The sequence below is a fragment of the Endoryza foliicola genome (assembly GCF_050589245.1).
Lineage (GTDB): Bacteria > Bacteroidota > Bacteroidia > Chitinophagales > Chitinophagaceae > Endoryza > Endoryza foliicola.
This window is the reverse complement of sequence record NZ_JBOBEW010000002.1, coordinates 658,830-685,235: the sequence shown is the minus strand read 5'-3', so window position 1 is coordinate 685,235 and position 26,406 is coordinate 658,830. Positions and strand designations below refer to the sequence as shown.

The 26,406-nt window shown below is 39.0% G+C and carries 38 protein-coding genes; 11 read left to right on the top strand and 27 right to left on the bottom strand.

Annotated features, from left to right (window positions below):
- Positions 1-70 precede the first annotated feature (70 nt).
- The 10 genes from msrB (ACQ2HE_RS07235) to pruA are packed head-to-tail and all read right to left on the bottom strand — an operon-like array spanning position 71 to position 6,872.
- Complete coding sequence (gene msrB, locus ACQ2HE_RS07235) at positions 71-517, bottom strand: peptide-methionine (R)-S-oxide reductase MsrB (RefSeq protein ID WP_407520902.1); 447 nt, start codon at positions 515-517, stop codon at positions 71-73.
- 5 nt (positions 518-522) lie between these two features.
- Positions 523-753 carry a hypothetical protein gene (locus ACQ2HE_RS07230; RefSeq protein WP_430897037.1) on the bottom strand — a complete coding sequence of 77 codons (231 nt, stop codon included), beginning with the start codon at positions 751-753 and terminating at the stop codon, positions 523-525.
- Positions 754-759: 6 nt separating this feature from the next.
- The gene (locus ACQ2HE_RS07225; RefSeq protein WP_407520898.1) at positions 760-1,218 is read right to left on the bottom strand and encodes a TlpA family protein disulfide reductase; all 459 of its coding nucleotides are present in this window, start codon (positions 1,216-1,218) and stop codon (positions 760-762) included.
- A gap of 27 nt (positions 1,219-1,245) precedes the next feature.
- Complete coding sequence (locus tag ACQ2HE_RS07220; protein WP_407520896.1) at positions 1,246-1,659, bottom strand: OsmC family protein; 414 nt, start codon at positions 1,657-1,659, stop codon at positions 1,246-1,248.
- A gap of 3 nt (positions 1,660-1,662) precedes the next feature.
- A complete protein-coding gene (locus ACQ2HE_RS07215; protein ID WP_430897039.1) occupies positions 1,663-1,992 on the bottom strand; it encodes an antibiotic biosynthesis monooxygenase family protein in 330 nt (109 codons plus the stop codon).
- A complete protein-coding gene (locus ACQ2HE_RS07210; protein ID WP_407520892.1) occupies positions 1,989-2,375 on the bottom strand; it encodes a hypothetical protein in 387 nt (128 codons plus the stop codon). The genes ACQ2HE_RS07215 and ACQ2HE_RS07210 overlap by 4 nt, the downstream gene beginning before the upstream one ends.
- A complete protein-coding gene (locus ACQ2HE_RS07205; protein WP_407520890.1) occupies positions 2,375-2,926 on the bottom strand; it encodes a hypothetical protein in 552 nt (183 codons plus the stop codon). Before ACQ2HE_RS07205 ends, ACQ2HE_RS07210 begins: the two co-directional genes overlap by 1 nt.
- A 6-nt stretch (positions 2,927-2,932) precedes the next feature.
- Entirely contained in the window at positions 2,933-3,751 is an 819-nt protein-coding gene (locus ACQ2HE_RS07200) for a hypothetical protein (protein ID WP_430897042.1), read from the bottom strand.
- A gap of 53 nt (positions 3,752-3,804) precedes the next feature.
- Positions 3,805-5,205, bottom strand: coding sequence for a hypothetical protein (locus tag ACQ2HE_RS07195; RefSeq protein WP_430897044.1), 1,401 nt, complete (start codon positions 5,203-5,205; stop codon positions 3,805-3,807).
- A gap of 35 nt (positions 5,206-5,240) precedes the next feature.
- A complete protein-coding gene (gene pruA / locus ACQ2HE_RS07190) occupies positions 5,241-6,872 on the bottom strand; it encodes an L-glutamate gamma-semialdehyde dehydrogenase (protein ID WP_407520884.1) in 1,632 nt (543 codons plus the stop codon).
- A gap of 200 nt (positions 6,873-7,072) precedes the next feature.
- Here pruA and ACQ2HE_RS07185 point away from each other — a divergent pair, with 200 nt between their 5' ends.
- The gene (locus ACQ2HE_RS07185) at positions 7,073-7,804 is read left to right on the top strand and encodes a hypothetical protein (protein ID WP_407520882.1); all 732 of its coding nucleotides are present in this window, start codon (positions 7,073-7,075) and stop codon (positions 7,802-7,804) included.
- A 154-nt stretch (positions 7,805-7,958) separates the two neighbouring features.
- Here ACQ2HE_RS07185 and ACQ2HE_RS07180 read toward each other — a convergent pair whose 3' ends face one another.
- The 17 genes from ACQ2HE_RS07180 to ACQ2HE_RS07100 form a co-directional block, all read right to left on the bottom strand.
- Complete coding sequence (locus tag ACQ2HE_RS07180) at positions 7,959-8,930, bottom strand: NAD(P)H-dependent oxidoreductase (protein WP_430897046.1); 972 nt, start codon at positions 8,928-8,930, stop codon at positions 7,959-7,961.
- Positions 8,897-9,088, bottom strand: a complete 192-nt coding sequence (locus ACQ2HE_RS07175) for a Rieske (2Fe-2S) protein (RefSeq protein ID WP_430897048.1) — start codon at positions 9,086-9,088, stop codon at positions 8,897-8,899. Before ACQ2HE_RS07175 ends, ACQ2HE_RS07180 begins: the two co-directional genes overlap by 34 nt.
- Before the next feature lie 48 nt (positions 9,089-9,136).
- Entirely contained in the window at positions 9,137-9,469 is a 333-nt protein-coding gene (locus tag ACQ2HE_RS07170) for a DM13 domain-containing protein (protein ID WP_407520878.1), read from the bottom strand.
- A 65-nt stretch (positions 9,470-9,534) separates the two neighbouring features.
- Positions 9,535-10,275, bottom strand: coding sequence for a ZIP family metal transporter (locus ACQ2HE_RS07165; RefSeq protein WP_407520876.1), 741 nt, complete (start codon positions 10,273-10,275; stop codon positions 9,535-9,537).
- 70 nt (positions 10,276-10,345) lie between these two features.
- Entirely contained in the window at positions 10,346-10,681 is a 336-nt protein-coding gene (ytxJ, locus tag ACQ2HE_RS07160; RefSeq protein ID WP_407520874.1) for a bacillithiol system redox-active protein YtxJ, read from the bottom strand.
- A 7-nt stretch (positions 10,682-10,688) separates the two neighbouring features.
- Complete coding sequence (locus ACQ2HE_RS07155; protein ID WP_407520872.1) at positions 10,689-11,156, bottom strand: Dps family protein; 468 nt, start codon at positions 11,154-11,156, stop codon at positions 10,689-10,691.
- 14 nt (positions 11,157-11,170) lie between these two features.
- Entirely contained in the window at positions 11,171-11,545 is a 375-nt protein-coding gene (locus tag ACQ2HE_RS07150) for a SnoaL-like domain-containing protein (RefSeq protein WP_407520870.1), read from the bottom strand.
- 68 nt (positions 11,546-11,613) lie between these two features.
- Positions 11,614-13,164, bottom strand: coding sequence for a protein adenylyltransferase SelO (locus ACQ2HE_RS07145; RefSeq protein ID WP_407520868.1), 1,551 nt, complete (start codon positions 13,162-13,164; stop codon positions 11,614-11,616).
- Positions 13,154-13,444: a GNAT family N-acetyltransferase gene (locus ACQ2HE_RS07140; RefSeq protein ID WP_407520866.1), complete on the bottom strand. Its 291-nt coding sequence runs from the start codon at positions 13,442-13,444 to the stop codon at positions 13,154-13,156. Before ACQ2HE_RS07140 ends, ACQ2HE_RS07145 begins: the two co-directional genes overlap by 11 nt.
- A gap of 95 nt (positions 13,445-13,539) precedes the next feature.
- Entirely contained in the window at positions 13,540-14,412 is an 873-nt protein-coding gene (locus tag ACQ2HE_RS07135) for a transglutaminase family protein (RefSeq protein WP_407520864.1), read from the bottom strand.
- Between the two features lie 40 nt (positions 14,413-14,452).
- Positions 14,453-15,532, bottom strand: a complete 1,080-nt coding sequence (locus ACQ2HE_RS07130; protein ID WP_407520862.1) for a bifunctional methionine sulfoxide reductase B/A protein — start codon at positions 15,530-15,532, stop codon at positions 14,453-14,455.
- 7 nt (positions 15,533-15,539) lie between these two features.
- Positions 15,540-16,142 carry a peroxiredoxin family protein gene (locus ACQ2HE_RS07125; protein ID WP_430897052.1) on the bottom strand — a complete coding sequence of 201 codons (603 nt, stop codon included), beginning with the start codon at positions 16,140-16,142 and terminating at the stop codon, positions 15,540-15,542.
- The gene (gene msrA / locus ACQ2HE_RS07120; RefSeq protein ID WP_407520858.1) at positions 16,132-16,674 is read right to left on the bottom strand and encodes a peptide-methionine (S)-S-oxide reductase MsrA; all 543 of its coding nucleotides are present in this window, start codon (positions 16,672-16,674) and stop codon (positions 16,132-16,134) included. The genes ACQ2HE_RS07125 and msrA (ACQ2HE_RS07120) overlap by 11 nt, the downstream gene beginning before the upstream one ends.
- A gap of 12 nt (positions 16,675-16,686) precedes the next feature.
- Entirely contained in the window at positions 16,687-17,145 is a 459-nt protein-coding gene (gene msrA / locus ACQ2HE_RS07115) for a peptide-methionine (S)-S-oxide reductase MsrA (protein ID WP_407520856.1), read from the bottom strand.
- Positions 17,146-17,187: 42 nt separating this feature from the next.
- Positions 17,188-17,613 (bottom strand): peptide-methionine (S)-S-oxide reductase MsrA, encoded by a 426-nt coding sequence (msrA, locus tag ACQ2HE_RS07110; RefSeq protein ID WP_407520854.1) that lies wholly within the window; start codon positions 17,611-17,613, stop codon positions 17,188-17,190.
- Between the two features lie 80 nt (positions 17,614-17,693).
- A complete protein-coding gene (gene msrB / locus ACQ2HE_RS07105; RefSeq protein ID WP_407520852.1) occupies positions 17,694-18,149 on the bottom strand; it encodes a peptide-methionine (R)-S-oxide reductase MsrB in 456 nt (151 codons plus the stop codon).
- Positions 18,150-18,294: 145 nt separating this feature from the next.
- On the bottom strand, positions 18,295-19,056 hold the full coding sequence (locus ACQ2HE_RS07100) for a helix-turn-helix domain-containing protein (protein WP_407520850.1): 762 nt from the start codon (positions 19,054-19,056) through the stop codon (positions 18,295-18,297).
- 269 nt (positions 19,057-19,325) lie between these two features.
- Between ACQ2HE_RS07100 and ACQ2HE_RS07095 the strand changes: the two genes are divergently transcribed.
- The 10 genes from ACQ2HE_RS07095 to ACQ2HE_RS07050 all read left to right on the top strand — a co-directional run bounded on the left by ACQ2HE_RS07095 (position 19,326) and on the right by ACQ2HE_RS07050 (position 26,401).
- A complete protein-coding gene (locus tag ACQ2HE_RS07095; RefSeq protein ID WP_407520848.1) occupies positions 19,326-20,357 on the top strand; it encodes a helix-turn-helix domain-containing protein in 1,032 nt (343 codons plus the stop codon).
- Positions 20,358-20,409: 52 nt separating this feature from the next.
- Positions 20,410-20,619, top strand: a complete 210-nt coding sequence (locus tag ACQ2HE_RS07090) for a hypothetical protein (RefSeq protein WP_407520846.1) — start codon at positions 20,410-20,412, stop codon at positions 20,617-20,619.
- A 14-nt stretch (positions 20,620-20,633) separates the two neighbouring features.
- Complete coding sequence (locus ACQ2HE_RS07085) at positions 20,634-21,356, top strand: hypothetical protein (protein ID WP_407520844.1); 723 nt, start codon at positions 20,634-20,636, stop codon at positions 21,354-21,356.
- 239 nt (positions 21,357-21,595) lie between these two features.
- Complete coding sequence (locus tag ACQ2HE_RS07080) at positions 21,596-22,156, top strand: hypothetical protein (RefSeq protein ID WP_407520842.1); 561 nt, start codon at positions 21,596-21,598, stop codon at positions 22,154-22,156.
- Between the two features lie 3 nt (positions 22,157-22,159).
- Complete coding sequence (locus ACQ2HE_RS07075) at positions 22,160-22,420, top strand: hypothetical protein (protein ID WP_407520840.1); 261 nt, start codon at positions 22,160-22,162, stop codon at positions 22,418-22,420.
- Between the two features lie 10 nt (positions 22,421-22,430).
- Positions 22,431-22,616 (top strand): hypothetical protein, encoded by a 186-nt coding sequence (locus ACQ2HE_RS07070; protein ID WP_407520839.1) that lies wholly within the window; start codon positions 22,431-22,433, stop codon positions 22,614-22,616.
- Positions 22,616-23,098 carry a hypothetical protein gene (locus ACQ2HE_RS07065; protein ID WP_407520837.1) on the top strand — a complete coding sequence of 161 codons (483 nt, stop codon included), beginning with the start codon at positions 22,616-22,618 and terminating at the stop codon, positions 23,096-23,098. Before ACQ2HE_RS07070 ends, ACQ2HE_RS07065 begins: the two co-directional genes overlap by 1 nt.
- 3 nt (positions 23,099-23,101) lie before the next feature.
- On the top strand, positions 23,102-24,958 hold the full coding sequence (locus tag ACQ2HE_RS07060) for a hypothetical protein (protein WP_407520835.1): 1,857 nt from the start codon (positions 23,102-23,104) through the stop codon (positions 24,956-24,958).
- Positions 24,959-24,991: 33 nt separating this feature from the next.
- The gene (locus tag ACQ2HE_RS07055; protein WP_407520833.1) at positions 24,992-25,579 is read left to right on the top strand and encodes a hypothetical protein; all 588 of its coding nucleotides are present in this window, start codon (positions 24,992-24,994) and stop codon (positions 25,577-25,579) included.
- Positions 25,580-25,681: 102 nt separating this feature from the next.
- Positions 25,682-26,401 carry a hypothetical protein gene (locus tag ACQ2HE_RS07050; protein ID WP_407520831.1) on the top strand — a complete coding sequence of 240 codons (720 nt, stop codon included), beginning with the start codon at positions 25,682-25,684 and terminating at the stop codon, positions 26,399-26,401.
- Positions 26,402-26,406: the final 5 nt, after the last annotated feature.

Here is a 26,406-nt window from a genome sequence, read left to right as displayed (position 1 = left end):
ATATATCTCCTTATGATAATAGCTAATTAACAAAAGAACACTCCAATTTGTAAATTCTTCCCAGCCCTACTTATTCTTTAATTTTTTTTAGTGAAACGGCATTTATACAATATCTGAGGCCGGAGGGGGCAGGTCCATCCTGAAATACATGACCCAAATGTGCATCACAGGTATTGCAAAGCGCTTCTATGCGGATCATTCCATAGCTGCCGTCTTTATGATATGCCACTGCGTTTTCCTTTAATGGTTGTGTAAACGAAGGCCAGCCCGTTCCGCTTTGAAATTTCTCCCCACTGTCAAAAAGTTCTGTGTCACAGCAAATACAAGCATACTTGCCGGGCTCAAACAGGTTGCACATTTCTGAACTGTGCGGCCGCTCTGTTCCCTTATTCCTTGTTACAAAAAATTGTTCTTCTGTTAAGAGTTCTTTCCATTCTTCTTCTGTTTTTTCTACCCTTTTATCGGGAGCAGGGTTGCCGTTGTTGGCAATCTTTAATACATCATTCCATTTAAGCATAATATTTATTTATTTAGATTATATAAAATCCCGAAAGGTCGTACTCGGTTGATACTACAGTTCTGAGTTTTTTTTGTTTGCCCGTTTTCATCAAAATCGTATTCCATAACTACATCAAAATTTTGCAAAAAATAGCTCTCCTCTGTGGCAGAGCAATACAGGCAATCATCCTGAAGTGTAAGGTCTACAGCGTATCCTTCTGATGAAACTTTTTTAATGAGTTCTTCTTTTGTCATAATTTGTTATTGTAATAGTTCTTTAATTTTTAATTCAAGTCTAAGTAAAGCATTATTAGGGTCAGAGCCAAATATAGAATAAACGGGGTTTAACTCTTTGTCTGTAAGTATCCAGTGCGGAGTTCCTCCTGCTTCATAATTGATAAAGGTTGTATTGAAATTAAAATCTCTGTAATAAGGAAACCTGATATAATAAGTTTCCTTTGCCTTTATTAATTCCTCATCGGAGTAGTCAAGCCCCTCAAAATTTGTGTGTATGCCGCAAACATTTACCAAATTACCATAATCAACTACTATACTATTGGCAAAAGGCAGGGCCCTTCCTTTACATCCAGGGCACCCCAGGTTAAAAAATAAAATCAGCAGCGGCTTTCCGGCAAATGCGGTTATATCAGGTATATCAGTACCGGTAATCGTTTTCAGCTTCCAACCCTTAATAAGCTCTGCTTTTGTTAATCCTGTCATAGATATATTTCCTGTAATAAAACCCGGTTATTTTTCTAACACTGTTTGAATTGGCTGAATATCCCATTCTCCATTTAGCAGGCGGTGTATATAGCAGTTATCAGCCTGCTTTAAAAGTTCGGCTCTTTGTTCTTCGGTAATATCACCCTCAATTTTTAAATTTACCTTCACCACGGTACGTGTTCCACTGCTGTCTCTTTTTACTTCCTGCTCCAGTGTGGCTTCCACATTGCCTATTTCCCAGTTGTTTTTTCTTGCAATGTACCTAACCGTTCCAACCTTGCACATGGCCAGGCCACTTAATACTAATTCACTTGGACTGAGGCCCAAATCTGTGCCTTTGCTGTTTACGGGTTCATCGCCAACGATGCTGTGCCTGCCATTGGTAATAATGGATTGATAACCCTCGGGTATGTTTTTAATATTTACTGTTGTTGCCATATTCTATATAAAAAAAGGAGGAATAAAAGGTTCTTGCTCTGGTTTAGTATGCCTTTCAAAGACTTTGCCCACCATTACATCATAAAAATCAAATACTTCAAGCTTGCCTCTTTCTTTTGCTTTTTTATGCGCCGGATGTTTGTCCCAGGCTTCAAAGGATACATCATCTTCAAACTCCACTACTACTACAGCTTCACCATCATCTGCTTTATACATTTTGTGGCCTTTATAACCATCTATTCTGGCAATGTGGTTGCTCATTTCAGCATACAGTCTCTTAAACTCATCAGCAAAATCAGGGTTTACCCTGCTTTTAAATACTCCTACAATCATTGTTTTGTGTTTTTAATCTGTTCTACTTGTATTTTCTGAATTTTTATTAAGTCGTGCCCATAAAAGATTAAATAACCCAAGGCAGCAAAGAGGCAGGCCGTTGCAGCAATTAACACAACTTCAGAAACACCCCTGCTGCTCATAAAAGCGCCTGACAAGCCGGAAAAAACATATAAAGCGCTGGAGATATAAAATAATACCGTAGCTCTTGCCAGCTTTTTTAACTGGTTATTTTTTTTATCAAAAATCCGCATTTGCTCCATACAACTCTTATTGGATATCATCTGTGCAATATCTATATTCAAAGCAATAATCTGGTTGGTTGTTGAAACAATCAGTACACCAACTCCTGGAATTATTGTTATAGGAAGATACCAGTCCATTATTTGTTAAATCCTACTTTGCTAAGCCTTTTATCTTTAATGATGCTTGTAACTAACCATACATATTGATTGGTGTCTTTATCAAATCCCAGCATGCTAAAGGAATTTCCAAAGGGGCATGGTGGAAAATCAGGATAACCCAAACGTAATTCATAGCGGTGAGGATTTTCATCAAATTTCGTTTTATATACTTTGGGCAGACCATATTTCTGTTCGGCTTTATTATCGTCAAACACATAGGTTTCAAATTGCACATTAAGTTTTTGAGTAATGTCAGCATCCTCTAATTCCTGATAAATATCAAGTGCATCAATCAGCAAACCTTTGGTTTTTCCATCGGTTGATGAAATTGCAAATAAATATTGTGTATCCAGCTCTGATTCTGCACCCTCAAACTTATAGGCTGCATCAATGGAAAAATCTTTTGGTTGTAACTCAATACCCGATTGGGTAGCTGCCAGTTTATTTTCTTTAATCCTGAAATCATCAGAATAGCCCTTTCCAATTAATTCTTTTACTGCTCCAACCAAGTTGTTTTCTGTTAATTTCATTTTGTGTTATTGTTGTTTTATTGATGATAAAAATATTTCAGTTGTTTCATTTAAAAAGGCGGGGGCGGCCGCTAAAAATTCTTCCATAGTTTCAAACCTGTCCATTGGTAAAATGGCGCCACCCCAATTTTCGGTTTCCCAAATAGTGTTTTTAGCCTGTTTGAAATTAATGGGAATAATTTTTTTTCCGTTTACAAAAAAACTATTGTAAAAATAAGGTTTATCGTATGCTTCCTTATCTGCCTGGGCATAACCTGCATATTGGTCTGTTCCATTTGCGAATTGACAATAAATACCTGTATCAAAATTATTTTCCCATACCCGTATCTCACTTTGTAATCCACTCTGCAAAAGATACTCCTGCAAAATACGGTTTGCTTCGCTGCGTATTGTTTCAAACTGGTGCAGGCTGGGTTTATCAGGTAAAAATAATTTTCCATTATCATCCAGCAATTCAAGATGCCTGAACCTGAGGTTCGGCAAAAATTTATTTGCGTCCAAAGCAAGGTCATTGAGGATTTTTACAAATTTCTGTTTTACAAATTCAATAGAATTATTCTTAACCAGCACCATCTTTTTGTTATCTTTTTCATCATTCACATATACATGAAAATGTAAATGAGCAGGATGATAACTTACCCAAACCGTATCACCTCCGGGTAAAGTAAAACTTCTTGTTTCTAAGTGGTGATTTATTTCGCACCAGCGGAGATTTGTATGGCTATAGTCTGAAACGGGATTAATATACGCCTTGCCAATAGCTCCAAGAATCCGTGCCATATTATGAACACTATGTTCAGATTTAATGAATTTTTCTATTTCCATTACTCAGAAGCAAGAGTTGTAAATAATTATTACCGTAAGATATAAAAAATTAGCTATTGAACATCATAACCTGCTAACACACACAAATCGTATACACCAGGTTTGCCTAAGGCTGATTTTGTTATATCTAATACTTTTTCATCATGAAATTTGAGGCTGCCATCGGCTGCAATCATAAAATGCTTGATGGAGTAACTGTTTAAAGCCCCAATGCAATACAGCATTTTATTATCTGGTGCAACGTACACATCTTTTAAGTCATTCACAGGGTTATCCTTTTTCACCCCTTCATACGGCAATGTTTTCACCACCTTGTTGTTTTCAATTTTAAAAGGTGTAATTACGTTTGAATAAAAACTCACTACGTACAGCATGCTTTTATCAGCATTCATAGCTGTCCAGCAGGCTTCATCTACATCGCCTGTGGCACCGGTAGTATGATTGCTTTGTTTGATGAGTTTTTTATTATCATCCCGCAATACGACCAACCCGTGGTCTGTTTTTGTATCTATCAGATTAAAGTAAGACACAAATAATGTGCTGTTATCATTTCCCCAATTAAAACCAACTGCGCCTATTACACCGTCTTCTTCAAAATAACGGGGATTAATAGCCTTGCCATCTACAAAATCATACACATATACACGGCTGGGTTGTGTTTCTTTCAAAATAGGGTGCTCGGTTAAGAAATGAGGAATGCCCCAAAGTGTAACAGCTATTTTTTTTCCATCGGGGCTAAATGCCACCTGCACCGGGCCACCCCATTTTCTTGTGTATTTATCTACCAGGCCACTGTAAGTGACAGTGCCGGTTTTTGTATCAAACTTATACAGCTGAACGTTACGCACTTCATCGGAAGCATCCGGCTTAGCCAGGTCTTGTTTGAAAAACGCATCATTTGGCAACCTTACAAATTTTTCACCTTCATATAAAGCCGTAGGAATGCCCCACTGGTTGGCAACAGTAACCCAGTATTCCGTTTCGCTACCGGCTACTTTTGTATAGCCAATACTTACCGGCCGCTGGCCCTTACTGTCAAAATTTGATTTCCATTTTAAGCTGCCATCTTTTTTATTCAAATCAAAAACCGATACTGTATTACCGCCTGTATTTACTGTAAGCAGGTAGTTATCTATTATTTGTATTGACCCCTGGTAATCGTAATCGCCAAATACAGGGTCGGTACTTTTTGAACCGCCATTGCTTTGTGTGCCATACACTTTTTCATTACCTAAATTGCCATCAGCATATCGTTCAAAACCTACCACCTGGTTTTCGCCTTCACCATTTGTAGTAGTATAAATATACCCAACAGGTGCTTGGCTGCTGCTGTCTGGTTGATGTGCTGAATGGTTAGTGGCCTTTTCATTACTACCAGAGTTATTACAGGCAGTGAACATTAAGAAAGTTACTGCCAAAAGAGGTAGGGATGATTTAAAACTTAACTGTATCATTTTTAATTTATTTAAGCGTTTGATGTAATTATTGACTATTCAGGTTTCATAAAAGGATACTTGTAATCTATAGGTGGTATAAAGTTTTCTTTAATTGTTCTGGCAGAAACCCAGCGCATCAGATTTATCTTAGAGCCTGCTTTATCATTTGTTCCGCTACCCCTGGCGCCACCAAATGGCTGCTGGCCCACCACTGCTCCTGTAGGCTTATCATTGATATAAAAATTACCGGCCGATTGATTTAGTTTTTTAGTTGCATAATTAATAATATCACGGTCATCTGCAAAAAAAGAACCTGTGAGTGCATAGATGGAAGTGGAATCCACTAAATCCAAAATAGCTTCAAATTCATTATCCCCGTAAACATATAATGTAAGAACAGGGCCAAACAGTTCTTCACACATGGTTATGTATTTTGGATTGTTTGTTTTGATTATAGTGGGTTTAATAAAATAGCCAACATCCTTGCTGTTGTCGCCCCCGGTTAGTAATTCCACATCAGGGTCTGCTTTGGCTGCATTAATATATCCATTTAGTTTATCAAAACTTTTTTCATCAATAACAGCTCCCATAAAATTACCCAAATCTTCCGGCGAGCCTATTTTAATATCGTTTACCTGCTGGGTTAGTTTTTCTTTTACCTGTGGCCACAAACTGGCTGGTACATATGCTCTTGATGCTGCTGAACATTTCTGGCCCTGGTACTCAAAAGCCCCCCTGATTATTGCTGTAACCAATGCATCCACATTGGCGCTGCTGTGTGCCATAATAAAGTCTTTACCACCTGTTTCGCCAACAATTCGGGGGTATGCCTTGTACTTGTGAATATTGTTACCGATTTTTTGCCAAATATTTTGAAATACACCTGTACTGCCGGTAAAGTGGATGCCTGCAAAATCAGGATGCTCAAAAACAACTTCTGCAGCATCAGGCCCGGAGGGATATATTAAGTTGATAACCCCTTCAGGTAATCCTGCTTCCATATAAATTTCCATAAGAACTATGGCGCTGTAAATCTGGTTATTGCTGGGCTTCCACACTACCACATTACCCATCATGGCACAGCTTGTAGGCAGGTTACAGGCTATTGAGGTAAAATTGAATGGGGTAAGAGCAAAAATAAAACCTTCCAAAGGACGGTATTCCATCCTGTTCCAAACCCCATCCGGGGATTCGGGTTGGTCTTTATAGATTTCGGACATGTAATCTACATTAAACCTTAAAAAATCGGCCGATTCACAAATGCTGTCAATTTCTGATTGGTGAATGGTTTTGCCTTGCCCCAATATGGATGCAGCATTAAGCTTTGCCCGGTACTTGCCGGTCATGAGGTCGGCCGCTTTTAAAAAAACAGAGGCTCTTTGTTCCCAAGGCATATCAGCCCACTTTTTACGGGCTGCCAAAGCAGCATCAATAGCCATTGTAACATGCTTCTTTTCGCCCATGTAATAATGGCCAAGCAATTGGCTATGATTGTGTGGAGAATAGATATTGACTTTTTCGCTGCTTTTTACTTCCTGGTTATTGATGTACATGGGAATTTCAACAACCGATGCTTTTAGTTTTTGCAGCGCTGCTTTTAGGTCTTCTCTTTCTTTACTGCCCGGCAGGTAATCTTTTACCGGCTCGTTAACAGGCTTTTTGGGGTTAAATATTGCGTTTGGCATTTAGATTATTTTTGCATACAAAAAACATAAACTTTAAAGGTTTTATATTATAAAACGGAAGTTAAATAATAATTCGCAAGTTGCAGATAATATAGTAAACGTTTTGTTCAAAATGCACCTTGTTATTTGTAAATATTGCCTGTTAATATTTTTGCTGATTACAAAATCATGTTTATTGTGTATCATTTTAGAACAACCAAATGAGAGTAACTTCAAGCACTGTTAAGAACAAACTACCTGACAAACCAAATGAAGACAATATTTGGGTTGATATTGGAGAAAATGTTTTCCTTGTAGTTGATGGCGTTTCAAGAGACAGAGAAGATGGTGTTTATCCTAATCCAAGCCCTTCTGTTGCATTGACAGAAGCCTTTGTTAATTTTTGTAAGCTGCGCTACGACAGCAAAAGCAATCTCAAAACTTTATTTCAAAAAGCTAACAAGGAAATAGAACAAATAAACAAAGGCTATACCGGTTATTTTAAGCCTGGCTTAGTTGCCCTAATAATCCGTATTCAGAAAAGCAGGGCAGAGTGGGTTTCAGTAGGCGACTGCTTTGGCTTATTGTTTAGAAAAACCCATGTGAAAATTTTCAATAACAAGCAGACAGAGCGGCTACGAAAATCCAACCAAAAATTTGACAGTAAAACAATCAGAACAGAGATATGTAACAACCCCAATCATCCGTTAGCATATGGAGTATTAAATGGCAATGCAAACGCTGACTTTTTTATGGAAAGTGGTGAATTTGATATTGAAAGTAACGACACTATTTGCATTTTTTCAGATGGATTAGAAATGTTTGTAAACCCTAAATTATCAAATTACATTTTAGAAAATACAGTTGAAAATATAATACTGTTAGCCGAACAACTTGAAATTGAACAAGGCATTAGAACCGACGATAAGACCATAATTAAAATTCAAATTTGACAAATGAAACGAACGTCCATCACGGCGTTTGCGTAAAATAAGTGTGACGGAATGTTGCTAAAAAATCAGGGAAGGATACATCGGCAGCGGTAGTTTCTAAATTATATCGGGTGTACAATTTGACAATGCACCGTTTCTCTACGTCTTCATTACATTATAGATTCATATCAGGGTTTTCCATATCGCCGGTAAATGAATCTTTTTTGTGCGGCAACGGTGCGGTAATTTTTTTGTAATCCATCTTTTTAATATTCATTAATAATTCCACGGTGTTATCCAGCATTTCCCGGCTGCTTCGTTTTACATATTCGTTCTTTTTAAACTGTAATACGTTTTTGTCCATATCCTCAGCCGTCCACCCACGGCTCCATCCTACAAAACTAAAAGGCGGAATAACAAAACCGAGACTTGTAAAGAAGCTCATCATTTGACCCGACACCTGTTGAATATTATCCTGCCCGCCAGTAATAATAAATGAGGCCACTTTGTTTTTAATAAGGATTTTATCTTTAATGGTTATTTGATTTTGTACTGTATTTAACCGTTCACACATTTTATAATATAGGGAGGAGGCCTGCCCCCACCGGATAGGTGTAGCCAGCAATACAATATCGGCCCACAATACCATGTCGGTATAAATTTGTGTCATTCCATCGGCAGGTTCTGCCTCGGTAATACTGCACGGCCAGTTACATGCCTGGGCATGTTGTGAATAGTAGCCCTCGCAATGCCTGAAATTCAAATTTCTCAATTTCAAAGTCTTTGTAGCGGCATTATGTTTCTCTTTTGCATATTCCAATACATCTTCTAAAGCAGCTTCTGATGTGGAATAACGGGGCAATCCATTATTCATATTGGTAGCAGAAATGCCCAATATGTTCAATGAATCCGGTGTGGTTTGATACTTAAGCTTTACCAAATCTTCCAGTAAGGGAGAATCATGATTGGCTTTTTTAGCAGCAACAAGTTCTTTATCGTTTAGTAAAATATCATTGCCTTCTACTTTTACTTCAAAAACAGATTGTTGGTCGTGGTAGCCCGGCGGAGCAGCCCCAGATTCAATATTATATTCCCAGCCATGCCAGGGGCATGTTACATAGTAGCCATCGTTTTTTTTTCTACACAACCCAGCCCCAATGGGCCGCCACGATGAAGGCAGGCGTTACCAAGTGCTGTAATTTTACCATTGTAATTAAACAGGGCAACTTTTTTATTACCCAACTTTACCACTTTTGATGTGCCGGCCGGCAGCTCACTTAATTCTAATACCTTTTGAAAAGCCATAATAGTTGTTTGCCATTGAATGATTATACGGATGCTATAAATAGCTGCTTAATCTCCGGTGAAAGACAACACCCCATGCCCAAAATAGGCCTGGTATTGTTTACAATAAACTACTACAATATTATTTTTTGCAAGGTCAAGAGTAAGAGGCACAGTAAACTCGTTTACAGCTTTAGAATACTCATATCTTCCAATATCAGTATTCTTAATATCAATCTTCCCTAATGGGTTTGGGCTAAGGGCAACCGTTACATCGGGTGCGCCGGTTTCCACCCAGAAGCCTTTTGCAAACCTTAACAGTAAGCTATTATTATTGCGAATTAATTCTGCGGTGCCTTTAGCTTCAGGCCCATCAATTTTGGCAGTTGCGATAATTTTCAATTTAGCAAGTATTTAGGTTTAGAATGAAGTGGATAACCTGCAATATTCAATACCAACTACACCATTTAAAATAACAGCAAAATAATAAAACCAAGTGCAATAAGAACTCCTGCGAATTTTGGAGTACCATGTGTTGCTTCAGGAATAAGCGTTTCTGCAACCATTGCAATTAAAGCTCCTGCACCAAATAATTCTAAAACTGCAATAAATTCGTGCGATAATTGCTCGGCCAGTAAAAATCCTAAAACAGTTAATACAATAGTACCTACTGACACTAAACCCCAAACTGTATAAATCCATTTTTCACTACGGCCGGCTTCCTTCATGCCAGAAGAGCTTGAAATGGCTTCGGGCAAATTGCCCAATGCAATAGCAAGCAGTAAGGCATAATCAACTCCCTGAGACCATAAGGAAAGGCCAAGCACCAGCGCTTCGGGAATAGCATCCATAGCAGTGCCTACCATTATTGCAAGACCACTGCCCGGCTGCGCCTGTTCTGTTGGTTGTTCCACACATACACCACATCGTTTCCTGTTTTTAGCGCCAAGGTTAGCAATAATTGAATTTACATAACTAAATGCAAATGCACCGGTAAATAAAGCAACTAACCCATAGTACAGGTTAATATTTTTGATTGCATTATGAAATAACTCAACTGTTGCTGTAGCCACCAGTAAACCTGAAGCTACGGCAACAATTTTTGAAATAACAGAGTGCTGAAGGTTTAGTTTTATACCGATTACTGACCCTATTATTATTCCGGTAACAGAGATGAACCCCCAAAAGGCAACTTCAGATAATGACATGATATTAATGTTTATTCCAAGGCAAATGTTAACTGCCCAATAAAAAATATAAAAAGATATTCCCGGGAAGTTACAATTTCTCTGCAATTTTATCCGCATCAATTGAATGATGAGAGCTGTGGTAAACCACTTCTTTATTTTTTAATACAATTACCTGGGGCGATTGGTGTGTTACTTTTAGTGCAGAAGCAATTAAATTAGAAATGCTCCTGTACCGTAACAGGTTCAGATAATTAAAATCTGCTTTGGCCACTATCTGGTGGCTGCCATCTTCCAGTTTTTCTTTTGCAAAAGCACTGATGCCGCAACTAACACTATGCTTAAAAATTACCTGCGGCCTGGTTTCCGAGGCGGCAATAATCTCCTGTACATCTTTTTCAGATGTTATTTCTTTCCATTCTTTCATACTACAATTATTTATTTAAATAGGAATTGAACATCCAAACACTTTTTTCATGTTCGGTAATGTATCCGCTCATTAAAGCATTGGTGCCTTCGTCATTAATTTCTCCGCTTAGCTGCAGCAGTTCTCTTTCTATTTTCAAAATAATAATAAAGCCATCCAGTATATATTGTAAGCCTGCGGCCCCGTTAGCTTCGTTGCTCACCTCCTTGATAGAAGCAATTTTCAGATAATCTGAAAAACTGTTCTTTGGGGCATTGCCAAGCGTCAAAATACGTTCCGCAACTTCATCTATTTTAACCTGCAGGTCGTTATATATTTCTTCAAACTTTAAATGAAGTTCAAAAAAATCTTTTCCCTTTACATTCCAGTGAAAGCCTCTTGTATTTGTGTACAGTAACTGGTAGTTTGCTAAAAGAATATTTAGCCTGCCTGCTATTTCGTCTGCTTTTTTTGTGTCTAATCCAATTTTATTCATAGCGATATTTAAAATTATTGTGGGTTATAGAAAAAAGTTTCCCTTGTAATCTTTCCATCTTTCCATTCCTGTACGGCTATTTCGGTAAGCTTTATTACTTCCCAACCGGGCAGGTTATTTTTAAAATCTAATTCCCACTCTATGGCCGACACATTTTCGCCAACAGACACAAGTTTACCTTTGTAGGTGTTTACCTCGGTCATGTTATCCAGAAATATTTTATAGTTTTCCAGTAACTTTTTTTTGCCACCTTCACTTGGCTTTCCGGTTACCCCTTCCTGAGTTACAATGTTGTCATCGGAATATTTGTCAATAGCTTCCAGTATTTTTCCATTGTGGGCCATACTGATAAGCCCGTTTGCAGCAGTCTTGATTTCTTCGTGTGTCATGATTTTTTGTTTTTATTGTTTAAAGATATATGAATCAGCCTAATAATACTTGTACCAGTAAAAGAAAATTACGAGCTGCAACTTAACTGAGAGCAACCAACTTTATGTTTCGCCCAATCTGGTCTTTTAGCAAACCATTTTTCATTTTCGGGCTGCTCATCATAAGGCTTTTTCAGTAATTGAAATAATTCATCCACCACACTGTAGTCTCCGTTGTCAGCCGCATCAATTGCTAACTGTGCCATATAGTTTCTCAATACATACTTCGGATTTACACTGTTCATCATCTCTTTTCTGTTACTGTTATCTTCTTTGGAAATATATAAGGAGTACATGGTAAACCATTTTTTCCAATCCTTTTCAAACCTGGAAAAATCATCTGCGTAGCTCATTACTGCCAGGGATTTGATATATGCATCTGAAACTATTCCATCGTAAGAGGAAAGGTTTCTGAAAAACAACGTCATATCCATTTCACTCTTATGTAACAGCCTTTCCAATTCCTGAATAAAGCTTTCTGCCTTTTCAATACCAGCGCTTAACCCAAGTTTTGCCAGCTTCATACTCAATCTCATTTCTTCATATCGCACCTCGGCTGCTAACAGTAATTGTTCCATTGCATCTACATCATTTATCAGGGGCACCAAAGCATTTGCAAACTGGTATAAATTCCATAAAGCTATTTGCCCCTGGTTACCAAACCGGTAACGGCCACGGCCAGCATCAGTTGTATTTGGTGTCCAGTTGGGGTCATAATCTTCCAACCAACCGTACGGACCATAGTCAATTGTAAGACCAAGCACGGACATATTATCTGTATTCATCACACCATGTACAAAGCCTACTCTCTCCCAATCTAAAACCATATCCATTGTTCTTTCTGCTACTTCCTTTAGAAATTTCAGGTACGTCTTTTTACCTGGTGAGCCCAAGTGAGGTAAGAACTGCGTTATGGTATAATCCGTTAATTTTTTCAGGTTTTCTAACTCTTTATGTGCGGCTAATATTTGAAAATTTCCAAAACGGATGAAGCTGGGAGCCACCCTGCATACTATTGCCCCTTTTTCGTAAGCCGCATTTCCGTTATACAAAACATCTCTTAACACTTCATCGCCTGAGAGTATTATTGAGAGAGCCCTTGTAGTAGGTACCCCTAAATGGTGCATGGCTTCGCTACATAAGTACTCCCTGATAGAAGACCTTAATACTGCTAATCCATCAGCTGAACGGGAATAGGGAGTTTTGCCTGCGCCCTTTATTTGAAATGCCCATTGCTGGTTGTTATTGTTAACTTCAAAAAGATTAATTGCACGGCCATCGCCCAACTGTCCTGCCCATGAACCAAACTGGTGCCCGCCATAACGCATAGCATAAGGCTGTGTATTTGGGTAGATGGAATTGCCTGAAAAAACTTTTACAAATTCTTCAGAAGCCGCATTCTCCCTGGTGATGCCAGCTTCTTCCAGCATTTCGTCAGACACATGAATTAATGAAGGGCTGGATGAGGCTGTAGGCTTTACGTAAGAAAAGCATGCATCATTTACCTGCCGTACTTTATTATCTGTATTTGTGTCGGCAGGTAATTGCTTGCTGAAAGTGTCGTTTATATTAAGCTTCATTTTTTTCTTCCTCCTGAATAAATATTGACCTGTACTCAGGGTTTCTCATTGCAACCATATTAATATAGCTGCACGAAATTCCTGCTTTCAGGTTATTATCCTGCAGGTATTTAAATGTGTTTGTAACTAAGTTCCTGCCGATTCCCTTCCCTCTTTCACTCATCGGCACCTCACTATGCCAGAGTACATATTTGTTGTTTTTAATGTAATAACTTACAAAGGATGTTACACCATCCTGTGTCCATTCAAACTTTTTTTCTTTTTCATTAATGCGGAACATTTTATTTCTCCTTTTCTAAAATTCATTATACAATATTTTAAACAGCAATTTGCATTTATTTTAACCTGCTTCTCTATTAACATTACTTGAAATAGTTACAATGATTCTGCAATCCTCAACAGGTTTTTTGCCCTGTTTTCTTTTCCTTCCTGGTGAATTGCGTAGATGACATTATTTAATACCCGTTTTATTATGGTGATGTTTGAAGCAGGCAATGCTTTCTTATAAATGTCATAGAACTCCACAGATTTCAGCATTTTTATAAAATCAGCTTCACTATAGGTGGTACCCTGGTGAAAGGGGTCAACAAAAAAGCCAATTTTATCCATTTCGTTGCCGGTAATATCAGCAACATCTTCCTTATCATTAATAAACGCCAGCACAAAATGCCTTGGCGAGTTAATGCCTATTAAAGGAATATTGAGGCGCCTTGCCACTAATAAATATAAAACACACAACATAATAGGGTTGCCCATTTTATTTTCAATCACCTTATTGATATAAGAGTTTTGCACCCCGGAATAGTCTTCTGTATTTCCCGAAAAGCCATACTTATGCAAAATCACTTCATTCATAGCTTCCACTGCTTCGGCGCCGGATTTGTTTTTTATCATTTCTGCCACCTCTTTTTCCATCTTGCTGATAAAATGTTTTACAGCATCAACATCCAGGCCTGGGTAAGCATACCTGGCTATTATTAAAATACCCTCAAGCAGGTCATCTGATTTCAAGTTTTTCCAGCCATCTATTTCCTTTTTGAGTTTTCTTAACCTTACGCTATTGATAAGAGCCTTAAGGCGATGTTTCTGCAGGTCATTGTTACTTTCATCGTATGCTGTTTGCAGCAGGGGCATAATTTCGGCACCTGCTTTTTTCAAATTATCTTTCACTTGTTCATATATAGCTTCACTTGGGTCATCAAGCAAACTAATCATTGCTTTTGCTTCAGCTTCATTTATCTTTTTCATTTATTTATTCCTTTCTTTTTTAAGTTTTTTATTAAAGCCCTTACTGGTGTTTTTTCAGTTTATCTTTAAACACTTTTTCAAATTTTTCCAGCTTGGGTTGTATCACCATCTGGCAATAAGCCTGGTTTTTGTTATTTGCATAATAGTCCTGGTGATAGTCTTCGGCCTTATAGAAAGCAACAAATGGTTCTACGACTGTAACTATTTTGCCATCATACACTTCTTTGTTCAGGGCAGATACTATATCATCAGCCGCCTTTTTTTGTTCTGGTGTACGGTAAAAAATAACACTTCTGTATTGCGTACCTGCATCAGCTCCCTGCCTGTTTAAAGTAGTAGGGTTATGCGTTGCAAAAAAAACTTTCAGTATTTCTTCTAATGATACTTTTGTATTGTCATAAACAATTTGAGCCACTTCAGCATGGCCAGTTTCTCCACTGCTTACATCATGATAGGATGGGTTAGAAACCTTGCCACCGCTATACCCGCTTTCAACGGAAATAACACCTTTCAATTCTTCATAAACAGCTTCTGTACACCAAAAACAACCGCCTCCTAAGGTGACAGTATCAATGTTTGACACTTTTTCTGCTGCTGTTCCGGCAGCTTTATTTACCGGTGCAAATTCAAGAGAGAGGGAATTAACACAGTATCGCTGACCCGTGGCAGTAGGGCCATCATCAAACAAATGCCCCAAATGACCGCCGCATTTTGCACACATTATCTCTGTACGATGCATACCCAGGCTGTTGTCATCTTTCTTTATTATTTTACCTCCGGCAATTTCTTTGTCAAAACTGGGCCAGCCACACTCGCTATTAAACTTCATATCGTCTGTAAAAAGTTCATTACCACAAGCGGCACATTTATACACTCCCTTTTCTTTATTTAAAAGGAGCTTACCCGTAAATGGCCTCTCGGTGCCTTTTTGCCTCAATACATAATATTGCTCTGGCGAAAGTTGCTTCTTCCATTCTGAATCTGTTTTAGCAAAGCTGAAAATATTTTTTACTTCTTCTGCCTTACTTTGTTGCTGTGCATTGTTTTGACCACAGGAGGCCAATGTGCTGGCAAGCAGCACAACGGCAACTACCTGGTTTTTCAATATTATTCTTTTCACAATTAATTTATTTAATAGTTTGTAAATACTCAATTGCCTTTTCAGTGTTTAAATGAAAATCATTAAACACCACATTGTTTTCCTCATCAATAAAAATGAACCATGGCGTACCGCCTGTACGGTAGTTATACATGATGTTGGAAATGTTACGGGTACTTGCATCGCCATTATCCTGGCCGAACGGGATATGCAGATTGTATTTCTTCTGCACTTCCAGCATTTTTTCAAAAGTGTTAGCCTCCTTGCCTTCAAACACAGTTTGCACAGCAAGGAATACAATTTTGTCATTTCCTTCAAGCGCTTTTACCATTTGTTGCAGCGATGGCAGACCAACGCTATGGCAGCCGGGGCACCAGCTTTGAAAGCAATACACCACTTTAAACTTTCCGTCATAATCTGAAAGTTTTATGGGGTTAATTTTTTCACCTTCTCCATTTACCCATAATGGTACATTCCATTCAGGCGCTTTGGCGCCACCAATTCCGTAAGTATTTTTTGTAGATGTCATTGTATCTCCTTTTATTTTTTTTTGTTTTTGTGTACATGCTTCAGTAACAAAAAAGCTAAGAGCAAGCAACACAGCAAAGATTTTTTTATGCTTAATGTGCATGTTCTTTTAATTTTTCCGGAAACATCTTTTTTAATTTGGCTACTTTAGGGTTAATAACCGCATAACAATACCCGGTATAAGGGTTTCGGTTATAATAATCCTGGTGATACATTTCCGCCGCATAAAAAGTATCTAACGGGCTAAGTTCCGTTACTACTTTCTTATTAAGATGAGTTTGAAACCCGTCTATTACAGCTTCCGCAATTTGCTTTTGCTCATCGTTGTGGTAATAAATAACCGAACGGTATTGTGTACCTGCATCAGCACCTTGTTTGTTTAAGGATGTGGGGTCGTGGCTGCTCATAAAAACTATAACCAGGTCTTCGTAACTGATTACGTCCTTATCAAAACTTACCTGTACTACTTCTGCATGGCCAGTATTGCCATTGCATACTGAGCGATAATCGGGATTAGGCATACTGCCGCCGGAATAGCCAGAAACTACTTTCTCTACGCCTTCCAAACGCTGTAAAACAGCTTCAACGCACCAAAAACACCCGCCGCCAAATGTAGCCATTTCAATATTTTTCATTGTTTTAAATTTTTATTCTTGTACTCTGCAGTTACCGTAATAATCCTGATGGTATTCTTCTGCTTTATAAAATGTTTCTAAAGGTTCAACCTCAGTTGTAATTGTTTTGTTTTTTTGTTCTTTTATTTTGCTGTAAACATCTTTCACTGCATCATACTGTTCATCGTTTCTATATAAAATAATTGAGCGGTACTGGGATTTGGGATAGATTTTATTGTCATTTCCAGTTGTCCCATATTTTTTTAAGAAAAGCTCTACCAGTTCTCTATATGAAATTTTCTCTGCATTAAACTCTACATTCACCACTTCTGCATGCCCGGTTTTTCCTCCGCATACATCATGGTAAGTAGGATTTACAGATGTGCCGCCTGCATAACCAGACACAGCATCTATCACCCCGGGGATAGCTTGAAAATAATTTTCAACTCCCCAGAAACATCCTCCACCAAATGTTGCTAATTGTGTATTCATTTCTTTTTTTGTTTTTTAATTAACGGGCCACTGTCAATAGCACTAATGATAATCTTCTGCTTTGTAAAAGGTATCTAATGCAGTGACCTCTGTAGTAATATCAATACCTGCCTGTTCCATTTTTTCTTTAACCTTATTTCTTACCACCAGTTCTTGTTGTTCGTTTCTGAATAAAATAATTGACCGGGTTGGTGATTTTGGATTCCAGTTATTGCTGCTATCTGTAGTACCATACTCTCTTAAAAACATATCTACCAACGTTGCAAAAGATATAACCTCCGGGTCAAACTCTACGTTTACCACCTCTGCATGCCCGGACCTTCCACTGCAGACATCATCATAATCCGGATTAATCCAAATGCCCCCGGCAAAACCAGTTATTACTTTAATAACACCTGGAATTTGAATAAAGTATTCTTTAACCTCACTGTAACACCCTTTGCCAAAAGTTGCAAACTCCGTTTTCAATTATTCAATTTTTTTTATTGTGTAAAGTTCGTTTACCGTAGTGCTCAACGGGTAATTCATAGCACACTACTATTTGTAAATTATTCCTTACCGGTAACTTCCTTATCTAAAGAGAGTGAGTTAATACAATACCGCAGGCCACTTGGCGCAGGGCCATCAGGAAACACATGCCCAAGATGTGAATCACATACATTACACTGCACTTCAATCCGTGTCATGCCCCATGATTTATCTTTGATGTATTTAATAGCATTTTCTTTTGCAGGCTGTGTAAAGCTGGGCCAGCCGGTACCCGAATCAAACTTTTCACCACTATCAAACAGCAGGGTATCGCAACATACACAGTGATACTTTCCGGGGGAGTGACTTTCGCAATACTCTCCTGAAAAGCTGGGTTCTGTGCCGTGTTTACGGGTAATACGGAATTGCCCTGGGGTTAGAAGTTCCTTCCATTCTTCTTCTGTTTTTTCCACCCTTTTATCTGGTACAGGGTTAGCTTTAGAGCTAAAGTTGAGTACATCATTCCAGTTAAGCATAATATCTCCTTTTTTGTTTGCAAAGATATTTTACAGCAGCTACGGAATGATAGCACATAGGTCACGGTTATTTGTAAATTATTCCTGACGCCGGGTAAACACTACTTAATTGAAGGCTCACTTAATTTTACAAGGCAGCAGAAACTCATTTGCGTTTGGAGCGGAATTTGAGTGGGCTTTGTTTTGTGCTTTTCTTAAAGAAATTACTAAACGCCTGTATATCGGTAAACCCAAGGTCGTCTGCAATAGTGCTTACAGGCTCATCTGTATAAAGCAATTGCCTTTTTGCTTCAATAAGCCTTCTGTCATTAATTATCTGAAGTGGCGTTTTATCAATATATTTTGCAAAAATGTTTGAGATGGTTTTAGGGGATTTAAACAACAGCCTGGCGTAATCAGAAACCTTTGTGTACTTTTTATAATGTTGCTCAACAAGATAGCTATATTCCCTGATTATAGCTATACCTGCATCATCTTGTCTTATATTGAAATTTTTTTGCCGGTAAATCCGTGCACACAGAATAAGAAACCTTTTTAAAAGGGCGCCAAGCATTTCCATTTTGTAACTGTCATTTTCTTCCATTTCCATCATCAGTATTTGCCATAGCATAGAAAAATGTTCAATTTTCTTTTGCGGTATGATGATTTTGGGTATAGAGGATGCTCCAAAAAACAGAAGACCTTTACAACCTAAGTCGTTATCGTTTTGTTCAATACAATAAAAATCCCGGTTAAATTGTATAATGTTTAGTTCATCAAAGTTGTATTCTTTTACCTTATGAAATTCGGTAAGGAATAAGATACAATTTTTGCCCAGGCTTATCTTTTGATTATCTATAACAAAATCTGCATTTTTCTTTGTATTCCAGATTACGCTGAGGCTGGTCTTTAATTCTTCCCTAAACATATAAGCCCTTTCGGGTACAATGGACCCAATAAACAGTATTTGATTTTGATTCCCTATATATCGCATTTACACACGAAAATATGGCTTAATTTAATACAACACCTCCGTAAGCAGTCTTAATCCATCCCTAAATAATCCTCAATCGCTCCTTAATTATTTCTCAATCGTAAGACTACTATTTTTAGCTAAACTTATTCACATTTTGAGATTTATTTTAAAAAAATGCAGAATTTATTTTTATGTTTGTCGCCCAACAAAAGAAAGGAACTATGATACAGACGATTAATCCAAACATGATTTTATTAGCCAGGGAAGCCAGAGGCTTCAGCCAATCGGTGCTGGCTGAGAAGCTGAACAGTTACAAGGCCAATATCTCCAGGCTGGAGCATGGCGATACTGCTGTTGATGAGGAAGTATTGGCAGCACTTTCAGAAGCCACCAACTATCCCCCGCATTTCTTTTTGCAAAAAGGCGAGATTATGCCGGTGAACCTGAGCTACCGCAAGCGGAAAAATGTACCCGCCAAACTTATAACACCCATTGAAGCACAAATGAACATCATCCGCCGCCATGTGCAAACGGTAACCCGTGCTATGGAGCAATTAGTTCCTGAACTGCCTTTGTATAAAGTGGATGAAACCAATACCCCGGAGAAAATAGCGGCTCTGGTAAGAAAGAAATGGAATATACCTGCCGGTGCCGTTGAGAACCTTAGTAAAATATTGGAAGAAAAAGGAATCATCATCAGCAGTTTTGATTTTGGAACAGACAGGGTGGACAGCCGCAGTATGCTTACAGATGATAATTACCCTATCATCTTCCTCAACAAAAACCTGCTGGGTGACAGGCAGCGGTTTTCACTGGCTTTTGAATTGGGGCATTTAATCATGCACACCTTTTGTACCGTGCCGCATGACCGGGATATAAGCCATGAAGCCAACCTGTTTGCTGCTGAGTTCTTAATGCCTGCAAAGGATATTCTGAAAGACTTTAAAGACGGTGTTACCCTTTCGCTCTTAGGCGAACTGAAACGCAAATGGAAAGTGAGCATGATTGCATTATTATACCGGGCTGATGATTTAGGGTTGCTTACCACGAATCAAAAAAGATACCTGGTGCAACAGTTTAACGACCAGAAAATAAGAAGAAGGGAACCGCAACAATTAGACGTACCCAAAGAAAATCCGCAACTGATGCAAAGGCTACTGGCTGATTTTATGAGTAAAACAAAGTTGGGCGTAATACAATTGTGTACGGTACTTGCTATTGAACATGAAGATTATTTAGCTTACTACGGCTAAGAAAGGAAATAAACTACTGACCCGGATTTATTAACAGACAAAACGAACCACGATGAGTATTACAGAAAACACAATTGAAGTAAAGCCCTACAGCCTGACAGAACTGGCAAACATTTATGGCATAACCAATCGTACTATGAAAAGCTGGATTGTCAGGCATAATGAGGCAATAGGTGAAAAGGTAGGCAGGTTGTATAATGCCAAACAAGTAGCAATTATCTTTGACAGGTTGGGACTGCCAGGGAAAGCAGTGGAATATTAAAATAATTTTGAGTTATGACAAAAAAAGAAATTGACTTAAAAGGCGGTGTACTTATTATTGGTTCATTGCTGTGGCAAGACTATTTGGATAAACCAGGTGATGATATACGCAAAAATTGGAGAGCAAATTCGTTGTCAATTACTAATAAAATTCAGGTCAGAATACCAATCAGGTATGGCAGGTTTTCAGAAAAGAGCCAGATTTATACAATGGTATTTTCAAATGCTTGCAAACGAAAGTCGGGTACAGCTTTCGTAGTACCTTTTTTATCCCAAATACAAAGTAATAAACAACTAATTAACGAAGCGGAAAAATTATCAGAAGCCGAAGGAATGAAAAAGAAATTCGTAGCAGGCGATGATGTGTGGAGTGTATTAGGCATCTTGATAAACCCAAAACATAATGGGGCAAAAGTTAAAAGAAATCTTGTTGCACTTTGGAATAATTCATTGAATAAAGCATTTGATGAGAAACTTTTTAGGATTGGTAAAGAAAAGCCTTGTTTAAAGAGTAATGGTGTTTTAGATATTCCCTGGCCTTCTACTATTGACCCTCGCAAAAGTGAAGAATTAAGTAGTTATGATTTTATTATTGCTACTGCTACCAAGCCTACAAAGTATCCATTAATAAAAGAATTATCTGGCTGCGTAAAAAATGATACCGGCAGATACTATTTCGTTGAAAATTATAAATCAGGTATTGTTACATTTCAGGATTTACAGGTAATGAGTTCGTAAAGCAACATAGTTTAATCTTTGAAGTAATTAATCACCGCTTTTACAAAGCGGCTTTTTTTTATACCCGTTCCACGCAAAACTTTCATTAGACAGAATCGGACAAAATCATCCGAAACTTACAAATACTTACAACTTCTTTCAACAACTTGCTGAAACTTGCTCAAAGTGGAAAGTGACCCCTTTGCCCCATAGTATGTTTGTGTTGTCAATCGGAATTAACAAACTAAAAAATAAAAAAGATGAGACAACAGGCACTACGAAAAGAAAGAACAACAAGACCCACGATGAGGGTTGTAAAAGGGCTGAAAGACACACAAACCGAATTAGCTCCACTCGTAAACACAGCATGGAATTTTGCTTACAGCAGCCTCTGGAACTGTACCCAATTCTCTCAAAAGGAAATTGATACTGCCAAAGAAAAAATTGAAGAATACCTGCGGCTGGCAAAGCATCCTGAAAAAGCATTTTCCATTTTCTGCCAGCGGGTACTGCTTACCCGGTATTATATCAGTAAGAACAGCAGCCGCTATGTTCCCCTGCCATCCGTATGGCTTGACCGCACAAACGAAAACGGTTTTGCCGGTACAAAAGCCTGGTATGATGAAATCAAATCTGTAAGGGAATCATTGCCCAATTACAAAAACGAATTGAAAGCAATGGCTGAAGCCGTGCTGGAGTTCAGCGAAGAACCAACGATTCAGAATTATCAATACTGGAGAAAATATTTTATAGACAAGCAAACGCCGGGACTTTTGAACCTGTTCCAGGTAGTAGCTATTCAGCAACTGTGCAACAACTAAGCAATGACCCGTACCCCAAAACCATATTACGATGAGCAGGGCCATTTGATAATCCGTCCCTACCGCATGAAGGATTTAGCAGCTATTTACTGTGTAAGTACCAAAACCATGAAGCGGTGGATTGATAGCAAAGCCCCTGCTTACAGTAACAAAACAAAAATGTTCTTTACCATAGAACAGGTAACGGGCATATTCACAGCACTTGGCGTACCACAAAAAATTGCACTTGTAGTACCACTAAAAGAATTAAAACAAGCAGTTTAAAATATTTCCTATGGAAACTAAAACAACAAGCGAAACCACATCCAGCAGCATACTGCTCACGGGGATAGTGTTCTTAGCCAACCTTGACTTTGTAGGGCTATTGGACTATGCCTTAAAAGCTGGAATTGGCGGAGCCATCTGGCTGGGATTTAAACTTACCGCTGATTATTTAGAAAGAAAAAGAAAGAGCAAGTAATGAGTGCTGCTGCAAAAATATTAACCGGCACACTCGTAGGCGCAGGTGTAGTAGCTGTGTATGGCTATGTAAAGAAGCTAAAGAAAACACAGGCTGAACTGGAAATCATTCCTACTGCTAACCTGTACCAGCTAACCTGGAACGCCATCGTTGTCCGTGTTGATGTCCTGTTGAAAAACCCGACAAAGGGGACTTTCTCTATAAAGTTCCCCTTTGTTAAACTTATCAGCAATGGTACAACGGTAGGCAGCAGCCAGGCAGTGAACAAGGATATAAAAATTCCCCCTTATGGTGAAGTGGTTATCAGTAAACTACTGGTAACAATACCGGTCAGCAGTTTCTTTTCCGTGGCAAGTGATGTATTGAAAAACCTGCAGAACAAAAAGCCGGTGAAGCTGACCATCAAAGTGATGACAACGGTAAACCTGGGATGGACAGAACTTCCTTATGAGAGCAATAATGAAGTAACTATTAAAAAGTAAAGTGTGGAAGCAACTAAAAAAAGACATATCAAAAGCGGAAAGGAATATGACCACCTGTTTCCCATAGCAGAGGGCAGCAATTCCACCATCCGCAAAAATGCGAATGTCTATCATACGGTTGATTTTATACCGAGAGTGGTGAACGAAACACTTTATCAAACCAAATCATTAGCTGAACAACTAAAAACAAACAATACCTATGAAACCTGTAAAAATATCTGGCACTTCGTATATGAACACATTAACTACAAAAAAGATGCACCGGGTTATGAGCAAATAAGAAACCCGGCAAGAGCCTGGCACGACCGTTTTAGTGGGGTAGATTGTGACTGTTACTCGGTTTTCATATCCAGTATCCTTTCCAATCTCGGCATAGCCCATACGTTGCGTATTACCAAATATCACCGTGACTACTTTCAGCACATCTACCCCATCGTGCCTTTTCAAAATGGTTATATCACCATTGATTGTGTGACTGACCGCTTTAATTATGAAGTACCATTTAGTGAAAAAAAAGATTATCCTATGGATTTACAATATCTCAGTGGCTTTGATGATGGTTTTGAAATAAATGGTGCCGGTGATGGCATGGCCGAGCTGGGCAAACTTATCCAGCGTAAAATGGGTGGTGGTAAAAAGCCCTCACCATTGAAAGCCAAATCACCAGTACCGGTTAAAAAGTCAATGCCGTTTATGAAAAAGAAAGCGGCGCTGCTTACCAAAGGGAGCAACCTCAATCCTGTGGAAACTCCAACTCCCGTAACTGCCGGAAATCCAAAACCCAAGAAGAAAAAGTTCCTGGGCAAGATGCTGAATGTGGTGAATAAGGCTAACCCTGCTACGGTGCTGCTGCGTAATGGCATTCTTGCCAGCATGAAACTGAATATCCGCAATGCAGCAGGCCGTCTTCGCTGGAGTTACCTTTCACCACAGCAGGCATCGGCAAAAAGTATTGACCCGGTAAAATTTCAAAAGCTGATTGCAGCAAGACAGAAATTAGAAAAGATATTTTTCGGTGCAGGCGGCAATCCGAAAAATCTAAAGAAAGCCATCCTCGGTGGAAAGGGCAACAAAGACAAAGCAGTGAATGGGCTGGATGGATTTGGCATGATTGAACTGGAAGGTGTGGAATACATGAATGCTTACACACCCATAAGCGAACTGTTAGGTACTGAGATTTACTATAATGAAAATGTAAATGGCATGGAAGGATTTGGTGAACTCGGTGAACCCATTACCATGAGCACCATAGCGGCGGCAGCGGGTGTGATAGCAGGTATTGTTGCCATGCTGAAAGATGTGGGCAATATTTTTCAGAAGAAAACAAAAGGATCTGAAGATTTTGACGAAACAAAAAATGAACAGGCAGATAAAGAAAATCCAGTGCCAGTTCCAACCACTGCCACACCGGGAATAGTACCAACGGTTACAGTAAAAGAAAATTCAGAAACTCCGGGAGTAATTGTGAAAACAGCAACACCAGGGTCCGAATCCGGTAATACTGAAGTTGTAAAGTTTAACACTGAGCAACAAATGGTGGAGACTAAATCAGAAACAGTCCCTGTCAATACATCTGAGGCTAATGTAACAACAAACCAAAACACGGATAATCCTGGCAACAACAATGACAATCCTGGTTTTTGGGAAAAGAATAAGAAATGGCTGAAGCCGGTTGCTATTGGTGTGGGAGGCTTAACCATTATCGGGATTGGCTATGCCATGATGAAAGGCGGTAAAACACAAAACAAATCCTCACCACAAGGTGGTGGTTTATCAGGCGCACCCAATTACAAAAAACGAAAGAACCACAAACGAAATAAATCCAAACAACAAAAGAAAAAATCAGTAGCCCTGCTCTGATTCAATCCGTACACTTTTAAAACAAAATTCAATATGGCTAAAGCGAAAAACTCATACAAGAAAAATGCCCGGAAGAAAAATTTCCTGAAAGGCATGAATGAAGAATTGCCTACCAAAGGCAATGTAAAAAACACGGTACTGGAAACCGGCAAGGATTTACTGGTAGCCGTACTCGGCGGCGGGCTGATAGGCTCTGCTATCGGAAGGCCATCACTGGCCATTGGTTTGGTAACAACCGGAACCGGTCACTACACGCAAAACCGTTTGCTCACCTTGCTGGGCATAGGAATGATGGCAGCCAATGGTTTTCAGAAAAGCAAAGCCGTTAATGGCCTGGAAGGTTTGGATGGCGTAAAAGAAAGGCTGATGGCTTACAAAGAAAACTTTTCTGAAAAGCTCTACTTAGACAAAATCATCAAACAAAAATCAGCCGCAGCAGCAACCAACGGTATAGGTGAACTGCAATACTTCAATTACAACAATGACCTGAGTGGTGGATTGAATGCTTTGGAGAGCATAGAGAACCAGCTTATAGAAAGCGGTATGCAGTTTCAGCAAATGACAGGCGCAGCACTTCCTGAAATGGAGGAAGATGACCAGTGGGAAGAAAGGTTGTATTAACCCCGCCCCTAAAGAGGGGTAAAACAAAAACACTTAAACAAACAATTATTTAATAATCACGCCTAACTCCCCTTCAGGGGTTAGGGGGTAAACTCAAATTTTATGTTAGGACTCTTAGAAGGTATTGAAGAATACAATAACCAGGGCGCATTACTCGGACTGGAAGGTGTAGATGACGGCGAACTGCTCGGCGCATTGCGTAAGATGAACCCTGTGCAGCGTTTGCGTATGGTTTCCAAATTATCCAACACCGGCTCGCCCAGCAAAGGCTCAAGGGCGGAAATGGAAAAATTCTTCGGCGAACTGCCGGTGCATATCAAAGAAGCATTGGTAAAAGGCGACCTGCGTTTAGCGGATAGTATAATCTATTCCATCAAGCCGGTTACTTCCAAAACAATCAAGCTGTTTGAAACGCAGGATGATAAAGAAATCGGTTTGCGTAATATCAGCAATTCCAAATTGCCCAAGAACCAGGCATTCCTGGCAAGCGGCATTATCCTGCTGGCCGGTACATCTGCCGATGCAAGCAAAGACAAAGTGATTGCCACTAATTACAAAGGGCTGGAAGAATTTCCTGCCATTGCAAATGGTGAGTTCAACCTGAAAAGCAACAAGAAACAAATTGTACCGGAAACCAGCAATGCTGTTTTTAAAACAGGCAGCAACCGCAATGTACCGCTGGGTTATTACAAACTGGCCAATCCACGCCTCATCCACGATGATGTGCTGATTGAAATGACAGTGGAACTCGGCACAATGGAGGGCATACCGCAGAACACCTATATCTATGCGGCCATGCACGGAACGATTACCACTCCGTAAAAGTA

Excerpts from the sequence above, each read along its gene's own strand:
- msrB (WP_407520902.1), bottom strand. The coding sequence starts at position 517 with ATGCTTAAATGGAATGATGTATTAAAGATTGCCAACAACGGCAACCCT.
- ACQ2HE_RS07230 (WP_430897037.1), bottom strand. The coding sequence starts at position 753 with ATGACAAAAGAAGAACTCATTAAAAAAGTTTCATCAGAAGGATACGCT.
- ACQ2HE_RS07225 (WP_407520898.1), bottom strand. The coding sequence starts at position 1,218 with ATGACAGGATTAACAAAAGCAGAGCTTATTAAGGGTTGGAAGCTGAAA.
- ACQ2HE_RS07220 (WP_407520896.1), bottom strand. The coding sequence starts at position 1,659 with ATGGCAACAACAGTAAATATTAAAAACATACCCGAGGGTTATCAATCC.
- ACQ2HE_RS07215 (WP_430897039.1), bottom strand. The coding sequence starts at position 1,992 with ATGATTGTAGGAGTATTTAAAAGCAGGGTAAACCCTGATTTTGCTGAT.
- ACQ2HE_RS07210 (WP_407520892.1), bottom strand. The coding sequence starts at position 2,375 with ATGGACTGGTATCTTCCTATAACAATAATTCCAGGAGTTGGTGTACTG.
- ACQ2HE_RS07205 (WP_407520890.1), bottom strand. The coding sequence starts at position 2,926 with ATGAAATTAACAGAAAACAACTTGGTTGGAGCAGTAAAAGAATTAATT.
- ACQ2HE_RS07200 (WP_430897042.1), bottom strand. The coding sequence starts at position 3,751 with ATGGAAATAGAAAAATTCATTAAATCTGAACATAGTGTTCATAATATG.
- ACQ2HE_RS07195 (WP_430897044.1), bottom strand. The coding sequence starts at position 5,205 with ATGATACAGTTAAGTTTTAAATCATCCCTACCTCTTTTGGCAGTAACT.
- pruA (WP_407520884.1), bottom strand. The coding sequence starts at position 6,872 with ATGCCAAACGCAATATTTAACCCCAAAAAGCCTGTTAACGAGCCGGTA.
- ACQ2HE_RS07185 (WP_407520882.1), top strand. The coding sequence starts at position 7,073 with ATGAGAGTAACTTCAAGCACTGTTAAGAACAAACTACCTGACAAACCA.
- ACQ2HE_RS07175 (WP_430897048.1), bottom strand. The coding sequence starts at position 9,088 with ATGGCTTTTCAAAAGGTATTAGAATTAAGTGAGCTGCCGGCCGGCACA.
- ACQ2HE_RS07165 (WP_407520876.1), bottom strand. The coding sequence starts at position 10,275 with ATGTCATTATCTGAAGTTGCCTTTTGGGGGTTCATCTCTGTTACCGGA.
- ytxJ (WP_407520874.1), bottom strand. The coding sequence starts at position 10,681 with ATGAAAGAATGGAAAGAAATAACATCTGAAAAAGATGTACAGGAGATT.
- ACQ2HE_RS07155 (WP_407520872.1), bottom strand. The coding sequence starts at position 11,156 with ATGAATAAAATTGGATTAGACACAAAAAAAGCAGACGAAATAGCAGGC.
- ACQ2HE_RS07150 (WP_407520870.1), bottom strand. The coding sequence starts at position 11,545 with ATGACACACGAAGAAATCAAGACTGCTGCAAACGGGCTTATCAGTATG.
- ACQ2HE_RS07145 (WP_407520868.1), bottom strand. The coding sequence starts at position 13,164 with ATGAAGCTTAATATAAACGACACTTTCAGCAAGCAATTACCTGCCGAC.
- ACQ2HE_RS07140 (WP_407520866.1), bottom strand. The coding sequence starts at position 13,444 with ATGTTCCGCATTAATGAAAAAGAAAAAAAGTTTGAATGGACACAGGAT.
- ACQ2HE_RS07135 (WP_407520864.1), bottom strand. The coding sequence starts at position 14,412 with ATGAAAAAGATAAATGAAGCTGAAGCAAAAGCAATGATTAGTTTGCTT.
- ACQ2HE_RS07125 (WP_430897052.1), bottom strand. The coding sequence starts at position 16,142 with ATGCACATTAAGCATAAAAAAATCTTTGCTGTGTTGCTTGCTCTTAGC.
- msrA (WP_407520858.1), bottom strand. The coding sequence starts at position 16,674 with ATGAAAAATATTGAAATGGCTACATTTGGCGGCGGGTGTTTTTGGTGC.
- msrA (WP_407520856.1), bottom strand. The coding sequence starts at position 17,145 with ATGAATACACAATTAGCAACATTTGGTGGAGGATGTTTCTGGGGAGTT.
- msrB (WP_407520852.1), bottom strand. The coding sequence starts at position 18,149 with ATGCTTAACTGGAATGATGTACTCAACTTTAGCTCTAAAGCTAACCCT.
- ACQ2HE_RS07100 (WP_407520850.1), bottom strand. The coding sequence starts at position 19,056 with ATGTTTAGGGAAGAATTAAAGACCAGCCTCAGCGTAATCTGGAATACA.
- ACQ2HE_RS07095 (WP_407520848.1), top strand. The coding sequence starts at position 19,326 with ATGATACAGACGATTAATCCAAACATGATTTTATTAGCCAGGGAAGCC.
- ACQ2HE_RS07090 (WP_407520846.1), top strand. The coding sequence starts at position 20,410 with ATGAGTATTACAGAAAACACAATTGAAGTAAAGCCCTACAGCCTGACA.
- ACQ2HE_RS07085 (WP_407520844.1), top strand. The coding sequence starts at position 20,634 with ATGACAAAAAAAGAAATTGACTTAAAAGGCGGTGTACTTATTATTGGT.
- ACQ2HE_RS07080 (WP_407520842.1), top strand. The coding sequence starts at position 21,596 with ATGAGACAACAGGCACTACGAAAAGAAAGAACAACAAGACCCACGATG.
- ACQ2HE_RS07075 (WP_407520840.1), top strand. The coding sequence starts at position 22,160 with ATGACCCGTACCCCAAAACCATATTACGATGAGCAGGGCCATTTGATA.
- ACQ2HE_RS07070 (WP_407520839.1), top strand. The coding sequence starts at position 22,431 with ATGGAAACTAAAACAACAAGCGAAACCACATCCAGCAGCATACTGCTC.
- ACQ2HE_RS07065 (WP_407520837.1), top strand. The coding sequence starts at position 22,616 with ATGAGTGCTGCTGCAAAAATATTAACCGGCACACTCGTAGGCGCAGGT.
- ACQ2HE_RS07055 (WP_407520833.1), top strand. The coding sequence starts at position 24,992 with ATGGCTAAAGCGAAAAACTCATACAAGAAAAATGCCCGGAAGAAAAAT.
- ACQ2HE_RS07050 (WP_407520831.1), top strand. The coding sequence starts at position 25,682 with ATGTTAGGACTCTTAGAAGGTATTGAAGAATACAATAACCAGGGCGCA.